The organism is Sphingomonas cannabina (assembly GCF_021391395.1).
Classification (GTDB): domain Bacteria; phylum Pseudomonadota; class Alphaproteobacteria; order Sphingomonadales; family Sphingomonadaceae; genus Sphingomonas; species Sphingomonas cannabina.
The window spans coordinates 4,019,497-4,032,446 of the sequence record NZ_CP090059.1; the positions used below are offsets into that span (position 1 = coordinate 4,019,497).

Annotated in this window: 15 protein-coding genes; 7 read left to right on the plus strand and 8 right to left on the minus strand. The window is 70.2% G+C overall.

Annotation, left to right across the window (positions count from 1 at the left end; genetic code table 11):
* Positions 1-13: 13 nt before the first annotated feature.
* Together hrcA and LZK98_RS18935 are read right to left on the minus strand one after the other, a co-directional pair.
* Complete coding sequence (hrcA, locus tag LZK98_RS18930) at positions 14-1,054, minus strand: heat-inducible transcriptional repressor HrcA (RefSeq protein ID WP_233784061.1); 1,041 nt, start codon at positions 1,052-1,054, stop codon at positions 14-16.
* A gap of 32 nt (positions 1,055-1,086) precedes the next feature.
* Positions 1,087-1,614 carry a DUF6438 domain-containing protein gene (locus tag LZK98_RS18935; protein WP_233784062.1) on the minus strand — a complete coding sequence of 176 codons (528 nt, stop codon included), beginning with the start codon at positions 1,612-1,614 and terminating at the stop codon, positions 1,087-1,089.
* On the opposite strand from LZK98_RS18935, the gene rph reads away from it, so the two are divergent.
* Entirely contained in the window at positions 1,613-2,329 is a 717-nt protein-coding gene (gene rph, locus LZK98_RS18940) for a ribonuclease PH (protein ID WP_233784063.1), read from the plus strand. The genes LZK98_RS18935 and rph overlap by 2 nt on opposite strands.
* The gene (rdgB, locus tag LZK98_RS18945) at positions 2,326-2,955 is read left to right on the plus strand and encodes an RdgB/HAM1 family non-canonical purine NTP pyrophosphatase (RefSeq protein ID WP_233784064.1); all 630 of its coding nucleotides are present in this window, start codon (positions 2,326-2,328) and stop codon (positions 2,953-2,955) included. Before rph ends, rdgB begins: the two co-directional genes overlap by 4 nt.
* Positions 2,956-3,100: 145 nt before the next feature.
* On the opposite strand, the gene LZK98_RS18950 is transcribed toward rdgB, so the two are convergent.
* Both LZK98_RS18950 and LZK98_RS18955 read right to left on the minus strand, forming a co-directional pair.
* The gene (locus LZK98_RS18950) at positions 3,101-3,661 is read right to left on the minus strand and encodes a CAP domain-containing protein (protein ID WP_233784065.1); all 561 of its coding nucleotides are present in this window, start codon (positions 3,659-3,661) and stop codon (positions 3,101-3,103) included.
* 43 nt (positions 3,662-3,704) lie between these two features.
* Positions 3,705-4,385 (minus strand): DUF2490 domain-containing protein, encoded by a 681-nt coding sequence (locus LZK98_RS18955; RefSeq protein WP_233784066.1) that lies wholly within the window; start codon positions 4,383-4,385, stop codon positions 3,705-3,707.
* Between the two features lie 86 nt (positions 4,386-4,471).
* Here LZK98_RS18955 and hemW point away from each other — a divergent pair, with 86 nt between their 5' ends.
* The gene (gene hemW / locus LZK98_RS18960) at positions 4,472-5,590 is read left to right on the plus strand and encodes a radical SAM family heme chaperone HemW (RefSeq protein WP_233784067.1); all 1,119 of its coding nucleotides are present in this window, start codon (positions 4,472-4,474) and stop codon (positions 5,588-5,590) included.
* Between the two features lie 4 nt (positions 5,591-5,594).
* Here hemW and LZK98_RS18965 read toward each other — a convergent pair whose 3' ends face one another.
* Positions 5,595-6,785: a penicillin-binding protein activator gene (locus LZK98_RS18965; protein WP_233784068.1), complete on the minus strand. Its 1,191-nt coding sequence runs from the start codon at positions 6,783-6,785 to the stop codon at positions 5,595-5,597.
* A gap of 13 nt (positions 6,786-6,798) precedes the next feature.
* On the opposite strand from LZK98_RS18965, the gene rsmI reads away from it, so the two are divergent.
* From rsmI to LZK98_RS18985, 4 genes are read left to right on the plus strand one after another with little or no spacing between them, the layout of a single operon-like run.
* Entirely contained in the window at positions 6,799-7,635 is an 837-nt protein-coding gene (rsmI, locus tag LZK98_RS18970; protein WP_233784069.1) for a 16S rRNA (cytidine(1402)-2'-O)-methyltransferase, read from the plus strand.
* Complete coding sequence (locus tag LZK98_RS18975) at positions 7,628-7,981, plus strand: YraN family protein (protein WP_233784070.1); 354 nt, start codon at positions 7,628-7,630, stop codon at positions 7,979-7,981. Before rsmI ends, LZK98_RS18975 begins: the two co-directional genes overlap by 8 nt.
* A 52-nt stretch (positions 7,982-8,033) precedes the next feature.
* Entirely contained in the window at positions 8,034-8,993 is a 960-nt protein-coding gene (gshB, locus tag LZK98_RS18980; protein ID WP_233784071.1) for a glutathione synthase, read from the plus strand.
* The gene (locus LZK98_RS18985; RefSeq protein WP_233784072.1) at positions 8,993-9,610 is read left to right on the plus strand and encodes a DedA family protein; all 618 of its coding nucleotides are present in this window, start codon (positions 8,993-8,995) and stop codon (positions 9,608-9,610) included. Before gshB ends, LZK98_RS18985 begins: the two co-directional genes overlap by 1 nt.
* 3 nt (positions 9,611-9,613) lie before the next feature.
* On the opposite strand, the gene LZK98_RS18990 is transcribed toward LZK98_RS18985, so the two are convergent.
* Genes LZK98_RS18990 through LZK98_RS19000 form a run of 3 tightly spaced genes read right to left on the minus strand, consistent with a single transcriptional unit; the run spans position 9,614 to position 12,818 of the window.
* Positions 9,614-10,495 carry a tyrosine recombinase XerC gene (locus LZK98_RS18990; protein WP_233784073.1) on the minus strand — a complete coding sequence of 294 codons (882 nt, stop codon included), beginning with the start codon at positions 10,493-10,495 and terminating at the stop codon, positions 9,614-9,616.
* 47 nt (positions 10,496-10,542) lie between these two features.
* A complete protein-coding gene (locus tag LZK98_RS18995) occupies positions 10,543-11,985 on the minus strand; it encodes an MFS transporter (RefSeq protein ID WP_233786640.1) in 1,443 nt (480 codons plus the stop codon).
* 5 nt (positions 11,986-11,990) lie between these two features.
* Positions 11,991-12,818 carry an SDR family NAD(P)-dependent oxidoreductase gene (locus LZK98_RS19000; RefSeq protein ID WP_233784074.1) on the minus strand — a complete coding sequence of 276 codons (828 nt, stop codon included), beginning with the start codon at positions 12,816-12,818 and terminating at the stop codon, positions 11,991-11,993.
* Positions 12,819-12,950 lie beyond the last annotated feature (132 nt).

The window sequence follows — 12,950 nt, forward strand, 5'->3', positions numbered from 1 at the left end:
CGTTTTCAAAAATTCAACCGAGCAGGCGCGCCAGTGTCGCCGCCGTGAAATCCACCATGGGCACGACGCGCGCATAGTTCAACCGCGTCGGGCCGATCACGCCGACCACGCCGACCACCTGACCGTCCAACGCGCGAACCGGCTGGGCGATCACCGACGAGCCCGACAGGGCAAACAGCTTGTTCTCCGATCCGATGAAGATGCGCGCGGCATCGGCCTCGCGCGCGCTGTCGAGCAGGCGGGCGATCTCCTCCTTGCCCTCGAGCTCGTCGAGCAAGCCGCGCACCCGGTCGAGGTCGGCGGCGGCCGCCGGATCGATCAGGTTGGCCTGGCCGCGCACGATCAGCACGGGGCGATGGCCGGGGTCCTCGCTCCACACGGCGAGGCCGCGCTCGACCAGCGCGCGGGTGAAGCGGTCGAGCCGGGCGCGCTCCTCCGCGATCTCGCGCGTGATCAGGCGCCGCGCCTCGGTGAGGGTGCGGCCGGCGAGCGCGGCGCTCAGGTAGTTGGAGGCCGATTCGAGCGCGGAGGACGTCATGCCCGGCGGCAGGTCGACGACGCGGTTCTCGACCGATCCGTCCTCGCCGACCAGCACCGCGAGCACTCGGCCCTGGCCGAGCGGCGCGAAGCCGAACTGGCGCAGCACCGGCTCGCGCTTCGGCACCAGCACCAGGCCGGCGCAGGAGGACAGGCCGGAAAGCGCGGCGGTGGTGGCGGCGATCGCTTCCTCGATCGGGCCGGTGTTCGACGCGCGCGATTCGATCGCGGCGCGCTCCTCGGGCGTGGGCGCGACGGCGTGCATCATGCCGTCGACGAACAGGCGAAGGCCCGATTCGGTCGGCATCCGCCCGGCGGAGGTATGCGGCGCGGCGAGCAGCCCCGCTTCCTCCAGGTCCTGCATGACATTGCGGATCGAGGCAGGCGAGAGGTTGAGCCCCGGCAGCAGCGAGATCGTCTTCGATCCGACCGGCGCGCCCGTCTCCAGATAGGCTTCGACCACCAGCCGGAACACGTCCCGCGCGCGATCGGTGAGGTCGGTGATCGAGGGGGTCATGGGATTGAATCTAGGATAGCTCGACGCAGGTCTCAACGTGGGCCGACCAGGTCGGCGATCGGCAGGATCGCTTCCGCCCGGCCGAGGGCGGCTCCGATGCGCGCGTTCGCCGCACCTCGGCAACCGGTGTAGAATCCGAGCCGGTCACGCTCGCCCCATTGAACGTTGACGCTCGGGAGATCGGTAGGCGCGTTGCGGCAACCGGACGTTCGGGCGAGGATCAAGCGCATGCCCTTGGGTCGGTACGGCGCCAGCACCGCGGCGAAGTTGCGATATTGTTCCGGCGTGAAGGCGAAACGATGCTCGCCCCTGACCCGGGTGAAATAGCGGCCGCGAAACACGCCGGATCGATCGGTGACCGTGACCTCGAAGACCGGACAGGTGCCTTCGCATCCGCTGCGCGAATAGGTAATCGGTACAGGCGGGCCGATGTCGTCCCGCGCCCCCGCCGAGATACAGGCGGCAAGCGGCAGCAGAAGCAACTTTCGGATCATCCGCCGACACTGGCGCGTTGCGCTCCCGCCGTCTAGGGCCGCAGCAACTGATACGGAGACCTCCATGCGACCTTCCGGCCGCGCGCCCGACGAGATGCGCGCCATCACCATCGAGCCGAACTTCACCCGCCACGCCGAGGGATCGGTGCTGATCGGCTTCGGCGACACCAGGGTGCTGGTCACCGCCAGCGTCGAGGAGCGCGTGCCGCCGTTCCTGCGCGGCAAGGGCGAGGGCTGGGTGACGGCGGAATATGGCATGCTGCCGCGCGCCACCCATACCCGTGGCCAGCGCGAGGCGGCCAAGGGCAAGCAGTCGGGCCGCACGCAGGAGATCCAGCGGCTGATCGGCCGCAGCCTGCGCGCCGTCACCGACCTCAAGCTGCTCGGCGAGCGGCAGATCACGCTCGACTGCGACGTGATCCAGGCCGATGGCGGCACGCGCACCGCCTCGATCTCGGGCGCGTGGGTGGCGCTGAGGCTCGCGGTCGACAAGCTGCTGGCGAACGGGTTGATCGCGGTCGATCCGATCCAGCACAAGGTCGCCGCGGTGAGCTGCGGCATCTATCAGGGCGTGCCGGTGCTCGACCTTGACTATCCCGAGGATTCGACCGCCGAGGCCGACGCCAATTTCGTGCTGCTCGACGACGGCAAGATCGCCGAGGCGCAGGCGACCGCCGAGGGTGCCTGCTACGACGAGGAGGGGCTGCTGCGGCTGCTCCGGCTCGCGCGGATCGGCTGCACGCAGATCTTCGCGGCCCAGGACAAGGCGACCGGACGGTGAGCGGCGAAGGCGACGCCCCCCAGGCGATCCGCAAGCTCCGGCCGGGCAAGCTGGTGATCGCCAGCCACAATGCCGGCAAGGTGCGCGAGATCGAGGCGCTGCTCGGGCCCTATGGCGTGCAGCCGGTCTCGGCCAAGGCGCTCGACCTGCCGGAGCCCGAGGAGACGGGGACGACCTTCGTCGCCAATGCCGAGCTGAAGGCGCTGCAGGCGGCCGACCTGTCGGGGCTGCCGGCGCTGGCGGACGACAGCGGGCTGTGCGTCGAGGCGCTGGGCGGCGAGCCCGGCATCTTCTCGGCCCGCTGGGCGGGGCCGGACCGCGACTTCCGGGTGGCGATGGAGCTGGTCGAGCGCAACATCGCCGCGACCGGGCCTCATCCGCCGCGCGATGCCCATTTCGTCTGCGCGCTCGCGCTCGCCTGGCCGGACGGGCATGTCGAGTGGTTCGAGGGCCGCGTCGACGGCACGCTGGTGTGGCCGCCGCGGGGGGACAAGGGCTTCGGCTATGATCCGATGTTCGTGCCCAACGGCCATGAGCAGACCTTCGGGGAGATGGACCCGGACGCCAAGCACGCGATCAGCCACCGCGCCGACGCGTTCCGGCAGCTGGTGGCGGCGGTGTTCTAGAATCAAGCTCCTCCCCGGCACGGGGAGGGGGACCAGCCGTAGGCTGGTGGAGGGGGCTCTCCGCAAGCGATTCCGTCGAGGTGGGCCCCCTCCACCACCGCCTTCGGCGGCGGTCCCCCTCCCCGTGCCGGGGAGGAGCTTCGAGTCAGGGCAGCGCCCGCTCGCCGTAGATGTTGCCGGCGGGGAGATAGCGGCAGACCAGATATTCGTCGCGGCGGTTGGACGCCATCGCGCAGCCGACGCGGGTGGTGCGCGACCAGATGATCTGGCTGTAATGGCCGACGTCGCCGAACCGGCCGGTGCGGCTGACGTTGGGAATCGGGCCGTTCACGAAGTTGCGCTGCTCGTCGAGCCAGTGCTGGACCATCTCGTCATAGCGATAGGCTCCGCGCGTGCCGGTCCAGAGGTTCTCGCCCTGATTGGGGTTCCCGCGCGGCTGCGGCGAATGCTCGAACCGGCGGGTGCGCGCCATCTCCTGCGCATAAGCGGCGGCATCGGCGGCAAGCCCGTCGTCCCACGCGAGCGGCGGCTGGCGGACCGAGGCGCGCGCGGCGTTGTGCATCGTCATCACCGCGCGCTGCAGCAGCGCCTGCCCGCGCGGCGCATTGCCCTCGAACGGACGCGGCTCGACGACACGCGGCGGCGCTTCCGACGAGCAGGCCGCCAGCAGTGCGGTCAGGACAAGGGTCAGCTTCCGCCCGATCATCACCGCGACCCTAATCGGGGCCGCATGAACGTCCGGCAACTCCTCAATAGCGAATGAAGGCGGTCAGCGAGGCGATGTGCGCCACGTTGGTCCGCCCGCCGGGAGCATCGCGGAGCTGGTTCATGTAGCCGGCCTCGAGCGTCGACTTGCCCGGCAATGGAATGACCGCGCCGACGAAGCTGCGCAGCTGGTCGAATTCCTCCACCGCCCAGCCGCCCGACTTGAGCCCCCAGAAGCCTTCCGCCCACACCAGCGCGGCGACACCCCGCTTGCGATCGCTCAACGCGTGCTCATAGCGCAGCATCTCGCGCAGGCGCAGCGCCATGCCGCCGCCATCGGAGCGCCAGCGCTGCTCGAACCGGGTGCGCGAGGACAGGTCGGAGCGGCCCGCCTTGTGCAACGACCAGCTGAGCTGCTGGAAGCTGCGCTCCTCGTTGCGGCCGGGGATGCCGGCGCCGCTCGGCTCCTCGATATGGGCATAGCCCTGGTAGAGGGTGATCTCCGGCGTGAGCTTGTAGCCGATCGCACCGCGCAGCAGCAGCTGCGACAGGCGGGAGACGTCGTCGGTCACGCGCGGCTGCACCTCCGCGAAATAGACCAGCCGGTCGTCGATCGATCCCATCGCGGTGACGTTGACCCAGACCGCCGAATCGTGGTCGGTCTGCGCCACCGCCGGGCTGGCTGCGGCCAAGGCGGCGGCGATGAGGATTGGACGAAAACGCATGAGATACTCCCGAACGGACACGTCGGTGCCGGCCGGTAGCAGGATCGGCTTTGCCCGATCTTTGCCCGATCGTTATCGCGCGTGACATGATCCCCGCCCCGCCGCTCGCGCTCTACGTCCATTGGCCGTTCTGCGTGTCGAAATGCCCCTATTGCGACTTCAACAGCCATGTCCGCGACGAGGTCGATCAGACGCGCTGGCGGGAAGCGCTGCTCGCCGACCTCGCCCATGAGGCGGCGCTGCTGCCGGGACGGCGGCTGGGGTCGGTGTTCTTCGGCGGCGGCACGCCCTCGCTGATGCCGCCGGAGACGGTGGCGGCGGTGCTGGAGGCGGCCGATGCGGCCTGGGGATTCGCGGACGGTGCCGAGATCACGCTGGAGGCCAATCCCTCCTCGGTCGAGGCGGCGCGGTTCGGTGACCTGGCGCGGGCCGGGGTCAATCGCATTTCGCTGGGGCTGCAGGCGCTCGACGATGCGGCGCTCGCCTTCCTCGGCCGGGCGCATGACGTGGCGGAGGGGCTGGCGGCGCTCGATACGGCGCAGCGGGCGTTCGCGAGGGTGAGCTTCGACCTGATCTACGCCCGGTCCGGCCAGGACCTTGCGGCGTGGGAAGCGGAGCTGACGCGCGCGCTCGCGTTCGGGACCGAGCATCTGTCGCTCTACCAGCTCACCATCGAACCGGGCACACGCTTCGCCACCCTCGCTGCCAAGGGCGAGCTGGAGATCCCCGACGGCGACGCGGCGGCCGAGCTGTTCGAGGCGACCGCGGCGATGACCGCGACCGCCGGGCTGCCGCGCTACGAGGTGTCGAACCATGCGCGGCCGGGCGCGGAGAGCCGCCACAACCTCGCCTATTGGCGCTACCGTGATTACGCCGGCATCGGCCCCGGCGCGCACGGTCGGCGCGGGGGGCTCGCGACCTTTCGCCGGAAGAAGCCCGAGAACTGGCTCGCCGCGGTCGACCGCAACGGCCACGGCATCGAGAGCGAGGACCCGCTCGACACGCACACCCAGGCGATCGAGGCGCTGCTGATGGGGCTGCGGCTCGCCGAGGGAGTCGAGCCCGACCCGACGATCCTCGACGAGGCGGCGGTGGGTCGCCTCGTCACGGAAGGCCTGCTGGCCCGGAGCGGCCCGCGCCTCGCCGTCACGGATGCCGGCGTGCTGCTGCTCGACGGCATCCTGAAGGCGATCGTGCGGCCCTAAGGGGTTACCGCGCGAACCCCGACGGCGCCGGCGACACCGTCACCGTCGTGCCGCCGCGGACCTCCTGCACCTCGAGCGCCCGTTCCGCCACGCCGTCGCGGCCGAAGCGGAAGGCGCCGTCGAGGCCGGCGAAGCCGCCGCTGTCGCCGAGCTGGTTCTGCGGGAAGCGCGTGCCCACCCGCCAGTCGCGGGCGATGCGCACGGTCAGCAACACCGCGTCATAGCCGAGGCTCGACAGGCGATAGGGCGCGCTGCCGAAGCGTGTGCGGTACTTGGTGGCATATTGGCGATAGAGCGTGTCCGACACGCTGGCGAACCAGGCGCCGTTCAGCGCCGGACGGCTGCCGAGCGAGGCGTCGGTGTTCCACAGCTCGGTGCCGAGCACGCGCGCCGACGCGCCGCCATTGCGGCGGATCGCCGGCACCGCCAGCGCCGCGGTGCCGGCCGAATCGGCGATCAGCACCGCCTGGAACGGCGAGGTCCGGGGCATCCGCGCCACCGCCGCGGCGATCGAGCCGGAGCTGCGGTCGTAGGTCTGCATCGTCACCACCTTGCCCCCGGCGCCCTCGACCGCGCGCAGGAAGGCATTGGACGCGCGCTCGCCATAGAGGCCCTTGGGCACCAGCCCGGCGAAGTTGGTGATGCCGCTCTTACGGGCATAGTCGACCACCCGCTCGATCGACTGGCCCGGCATGTAGCCGAGCACATAGACGCCATCGCCAGCGACCGAGGCGTCGTTGGAGAAGCTCAGCACCGGCACGCCCGCGCGCTTGGCGATCGGCGCGACCACGCGCACATCCTCCGAGAGGAGCGGGCCGAGGATGAGCTGGTTGCCTTCTGAGATCGCGCGATTCGCCGCGGCCGCGGCGCCGGCAGCGGTGTCGTAGCTGGTGATGCGCACGCGCTCGTTCTGCGTGTCGAGCAGCGCGAGCTGGGTCGCGTTGGCGAGGCTGCGGCCGACCGCCGCGTTGGTGCCCGACAGCGGCACCAGCAGCGCGACGCGGTGGCGCTCGACGTCCTCGGGCAGCGTCGAGGTGGCAGGTGCCTTGGGCGGCGGAGCGGTGGGCGGCGGTGCTTCGGGCGCCGGCCCCTTGGGGACGAGCGTCGCGCATCCCGCCAGCAACGCGGCTCCCGCCAGCGCGATCAGCTGCCTCAATGCACCGCGCCGTTGCGTCCTGCTTGCCGCATCCGCCATAGACTATCCCCTCATGAACGCCGAACTCTCCCCCGGCCTCTACATCGTCGCGACCCCGATCGGCAATCTCGGCGACCTCTCCCCGCGCGCCGCGGAGGTGCTGAAAGGCGCCGACGTGATCGCGGTCGAGGACAGCAGGGTCACCGCCAAGCTGTTGAATCACCTCGGCATCAAGCGGCCGATGACGCCGTACCACGACCATAATGCCGAAGCGGTACGCCCCGGCCTGGTGGCGCGGATGGCGGCAGAGACGGTGGTGCTGGTGTCGGACGCGGGGACGCCGCTGATCTCCGACCCAGGCTACAAGCTGGTGCGCGACGCGCGCGCGGCAGGACATCCGGTGACGACGATCCCCGGCCCCTGCGCGGCGATCGCGGCGCTGACGCTGGCGGGGCTGCCGACCGACCGGTTCCTGTTCCTCGGCTTCCTCCCCGCGAAGGCCGGCGCCCGCGCGACGGCGATCGCGGAGGTGGCCGGCGTGCGGGCGACGCTCATCCTGTACGAGAGCGGCCCGCGGCTGGCGGCGACGCTGGCCGCGCTGGCGGAAGGGCTCGGCGACCGCGAGGCCGGGGTCGCGCGCGAGATCACCAAGCGATTCGAGGAATGCGTGACCGGGACGCTCGGCGAGCTGGCAGCACGCTATGCCGATGCGCCGCCGAAGGGCGAGATCGTGGTCATCGTCGCCCCGCCCGGCGAGCGGGCGCCGGCGAGCGAAGAGGATGCAGACGCGGCGCTCAAGGAAGCGCTGGCACGCCTGCCCGCCTCCAAGGCGGCAGCGGAAGTGGCGAAGCGGCTGGGGCTCGACCGGCGCGCGCTCTACGCGCGGGCGATGGAACTCAAGGATGCGTGACCGACGTGCCGCCGAAGCCGCCGGCCGGCGCGGCGAGCGGATCGCGGGGTGGTGGCTGCGGCTCAAGGGCTGGCGCATCCTCGCCCGGCGCGTGCGGACGCCGGCCGGCGAGGTCGACCTGATCGCGCGGAGGGGCAATCTGGTCGCCTTCGTCGAGGTCAAGGCGCGCGCCAGCGATGTCGAACTCGATTTCGCGATCGACCAGCGGCGGCTCTCGCGCGTCGCGGCGGCGGCGGAATATCTGATGCCGCGCTATGCCGGCCCGGGCGACGACATCCGCGTCGACGTGATCCTGCTCGCCCCGCGCACGGCGCCGCGGCACATCGAGAATGCCTGGATCGGGTGACTTCCGCGCCGCCACTTCCTAAGTGGCGGTCCGCGCTGATGGAGATTTGCGAATGGGCCTGAGTGTCGCCGTCCAGATGGACCCGCTCGAATCGATCAACATCGCCGGCGATTCGACCTTCGCGCTGATGCTGTCGGCGCAGGCGCGCGGGCACAGGCTGTTCCACTATGCGGCCGAGGACCTGAACTACGCCGACGGGCATGTGTGGACAGAGGCGCATCCGGTGACGGTGCAGCGCGTCGAAGGCGACCATTTCCGCTTCGGCGAGCCGGTGCGGCTCGATCTCGGCGACCAAGCCGACGTGGTGCTGATGCGCCAGGACCCGCCGTTCGACCTCGGCTACATCACCGCCACCCACCTGCTCGAGCGGATCAGCGACAGAACCCTGGTGGTCAACGATCCGGCCAGCGTGCGCAACGCGCCGGAGAAGGTGTGGGTGCTCGACTTCGCGCGCTTCATGCCGCCGACCCTGGTCACCCGCAGCCTCGCCGAGGCACGCGCCTTCCTCGCCACGCATGGCGAGATCGTGGTGAAGCCGCTCCACGGCAACGGCGGCAAGGCGATCTTCAAGGTCGGCCGCGACGGGGCGAACCTCGCCTCACTGATCGAGGTGTTCAACACCGCCTATCGCGAACCGCACATGCTCCAGGCATTCCTGCCCGGCGTGGCGAAGGGCGACAAGCGCATCGTGCTGGTTGACGGCGAGGTCGCGGGGGCCGTCAACCGCATCCCGGGCGAGGGCGAGATCCGATCGAACCTCGCGGTCGGGGGGAAAGCCGCGAAGACGGAGCTGACACCGAAGGAGCAGGAAATCTGCGCGGCGCTCGGGCCGGAGCTCAAGCGGCGCGGCCTGATCTTCGTCGGCATCGACGTGATCGGCGGGGAGTGGCTGACCGAGATCAACGTCACCTCCCCCACCGGCATCGTCGCGATCGACCGCTTCAACGGCACCGACACCGGGGCGATGATCTGGGAGGCGATCGAGCGGCGGGTGGCCGAGCGCGCCCGCTGATGTTCGACTTCACCCACAACCCGGTGTTCGTCAGCTACTGGGGCATCTTCTTCCTGATGATGCTCGAGAACGTGATCCCGCCGGTGCCATCCGAGGTGATCATGGGGATCGCGGGGATCGCCGCAGCCGAGGGCAAGCTCAACCTTGCCGGCATCCTCGCCGCCGGCACCACTGGCACGGTGCTCGGCAACCTCGTCTGGTACGAGATCGGCCGGCGCTTCGGCTATGAGCGGCTGAAGCCCTGGGTCGACCGTTGGAGCCGCTGGCTGACGATGGAATGGCAGGACGTCGAGAATCTCCGCCGCCACTTCCTGCGGCACGGCGGCAAGACGGTGTTCGTGTTCCGCTTCCTGCCGTTCGGCCGGACGATGATCTCGCTGCCGGCAGGGCTGATGCACATGGGGTTCGCCAAGTTCGTCACCTACACCGCGGCAGGCAGCCTGGTGTGGAATGTGATCCTGGTCGGCGTCGGCTATTGGCTCAAGACCAACATCGACGAGATCGACCGCTATGTCGGGCCGATCGTCATGGTCATCGTGGCCGCATTGGTGCTGACCTACATCTGGCGCGTGATCACCTGGAAGCCGCGGAAAAGCGCACCGGCCGAAGCCGAGTAGCGATCACGCCCGCGGATGGGCGTTGCGGTAGACGTCGAGCAGATGCGCGGCATCGACTGCGGTGTAGACCTGGGTCGAGCTGAGGCTCGCATGCCCCAACAGCTCCTGCAGCGCGCGCAGGTCCGCGCCGCGGCCGAGCAGGTGGGTCGCGAAGCTGTGGCGCAGCGCGTGCGGCGTGGTACGGGGTGGGAGACCTAGCCGCGTCCGCGCAGCGCGAACCGAGCGGCGCACTACGGCCGGCGAGAGCGGACCACCCTTGGCGCCGCGGAACAGCTCGGCGTCGCGGGAAACGCCCCAGGGCTGGAGCGCGACATAATGCTCGATCGCCTCGCGCACCTGCGGGAGCAGCGGCACGATGCGGGTCTTGGCGCGCTTGCCGGTGACCGCCATCGTCTCGCCGAGCGGCAGCACCGCGCCGGTCAGCCCCAGCGCCTCGCCGATGCGTAGCCCGGCGCCATAGAGCAGCAGCAGCACCGCCCAGTCGCGCGCGGCGATCCAGGGTTCGGCGGCGTCCTCGGCGACCTCCTCGGCAAGCGCGATCGCTTCGTCGGGCGCGATCGGGCGCGGCACGCCCTTCTTGACCCGCGGCCCCTTGAGCCGCGGCGGCTCGGCCCCACCGAAGGCGAGGAAGCCGCGCACCGCCGACAGCTCGCGCGCGGCGGAGGTGTTGGAGAGGCCGTCTTTCCGCCGCGCGGCGAGGAAGGCGCGCAAGTCCGCCGGTGTGATCCTGCACAGCGCAGCCAGGTCCACCGCCTCGCCCCAATGCTGCTGGAGGAAGGCGACGAGCCGCTCCGCCGTCGCCTGATAGGCGCGCACGGTATGCGCCGACCGCCGCCGGTCGCGAGCAAGGTGCGCGGCGTAGAGAAGAGGCAAGGGCTCGGACACGAGCAGAGCCTATCCCAATCGCGGCCTCCACCAAAGCGAAGAGGCTGCTACTCCCGCGCCAATCGCGCGATCCGCGCCTCATGCTCGGCCTTGCCGAACGGAAAGCGCAGGAACAGCACCGCCGAAAGCGTCGCCAGCGCGAGATAGATCACGCTGAACACGATCGTCAGCCGGTCGATCGTCCCCACCGGCACCTGCCCCGGCGTCGCCTTCTCGGGAAAGGCCGCGATCGCCAGGATCATCCCGGCCAGGAAGATGCCGATGCCGGAGGTGCATTTCTGCACGAAGAAAGAGCCGGCGAAGAACACGCCCTCGGAGCGCAGGCCCGTGCGCGTCTCCGAATCCTCGACCACGTCGGCCATCATCGACGCGCCGATGATGAAGGCGGACACGCTGAGCGCGGTGCTGGCGATGTAGAAGGAGAACAGCACCGGGAGCAGCGCGGGCTCGCCGGGTTCGGGGAACCATCCCGCCAGCCGCAGCCAATAGGGCGCGGTCTGGAAGACCATCGCCGCCAGCACCGCCCCGCCTGCCGCGCGCGGCTTGCCGAAATGCTTGGCGGCGCGCGGCGCCAGCAGGAACGCCAGGATCACGCCCGCGAACAGCACCAGCATCAGATAGACGAAGGTCGCACCCTTGAAGCCCCACACGTAGCTGTAAAGATAGTTGGACAGCGCATAGCTGATCCCCTGATTGGTATAGGCGCACACCCCCGCCAGCATCAGAATCAGGAAGGCGCGGTTCCGCACCGTCGCGACCAGCTCGGCGAAGCTGCTCTTCAGCGTCCCCTCGCGCACCTCGGGCCGCGGCAACCGCTTGATCTCATGGTGCGTGCCGAGGGCGGAGACCAGGATCGCCGCCGCCATCAGCACTGCTCCGGCAATGGCGAAATGGGCATAACCCGCGCGGTTGAGCAGCCCGTTCGGATACTCCGGCGTCGGCGCGAGGAAGACCTGATAGGCCGCGAGCAGCATCAGCAGCCCGCCGGCCCAGCCGAACAGATAGCGATAGGCCATGATCCGCGTGCGCTCGTCGTAATCGGCGGTGAGCTCTGGCGTCAACGCGACCGAGGGCACCTCGTAGCAAGACACTGCCGAGCGCACGACCACGGCGATCACGAACAGCCAGACGAGCGTCATCGGCTCCGACAGCGCGGGTGGGTTCCACAACAGCACCCAGCCGATCGCGATCGGCAGCGCCGCGCCGTACATCCACGGATGCCGCCGCCCCCAACGCCCGCGCGTGCGGTCGGAGAAGAAGCCGACCGCCGGATCGATCATCGCGTCGATCAGCAGCGCGCACATCACCACCAGCCCGACCGTCGCGGCCGGGAGCCCCACCACCTGGTTGTAGAACAGGAGCAGGAAGGTGCCGAATCCCGAATCCTTCACGCCATAGGCGACCGCGCCGAAGGCATAGGCGAGCATCGTCCCCTGCCCGATCCGCCGCACCGGCGGCAGCGCGCTCCCGCCGGTTTCGCCGCGCGCCATGTCGGTCACTGTCCTGCAACCTTGGCGATGGCGTCGAAGAAGCTCGGCGCCGCCGGATCCCAGCTGTGACGCGGCCCGATGTTCATGCCGCCATCGATAAGGAAATGCGTGCCGGTGACGAACCCGGCCTCGTCGCTCAGCAGATAGGCGATCGCGGCGGCGATGTCCTCTGGCCGGCCTGCGCGCGCGATCGGCTGCGCCTGGGCGGCGACGCCGGCGATCATGGCATTGGCCTGCTCGCGCGCCGCGCCGTCGATGCCGAGCGAGGCGGTGAAGATGTTGGTGGTGATGAAGCCTGGCGCGACCGCGTTCACCCGGATGCCGTGCTGCGCCAGCTCCGCCGCCGCGATGCGGGTCAGGTGGAGCACGCCGGCCTTGGCCACCGAATATGCGATCGGCGCCGCCCCCGACTGGAACGCCGAGACCGAGGAGGTGTTGACGATCGCCCCGCCCCCGCGCTTCGCCATCAACGGCGCGGCATAGCGGATACCCATCGCCACCGACCGCAGCAGCAGCGCATGGGTGCGGTCCCACTCCTCCGCCGAGATCGCGTCGATCCGCTCGCGCGACCCGCCGGCGCCCGCATTGTTGACGAGCGCATCAAGCCCGCCCGCCGCATCCGCCGCTCCGACCAGCGCCGCGATCTCGGCCGGATCGCTGACGTCGCAATGCCGGTAATGTCCATCGATCGCCGCCGCCACCGCTTCCCCGCCGGCGTCGTCGATGTCGCCGATCCACACCTCGGCACCCTCGCTCGCCAGCCGCTCGGCGGTGGCGCGCCCGATCCCCGATGCGCCGCCGGTGACGACTGCGCGCTTGCCCTCGAACCGCATGCGCTCTCCTGTCTTTCCCAGGCAGCATAGGGGCGGTCCGGCGTCCGTCAATCGGCCCGGTTGGAAAATGCGGTATGCTGCGCTTGCGGCCTGCGCGGTCGGCGGTTAGCAGAGTCGCAGAAGATAAAGGAG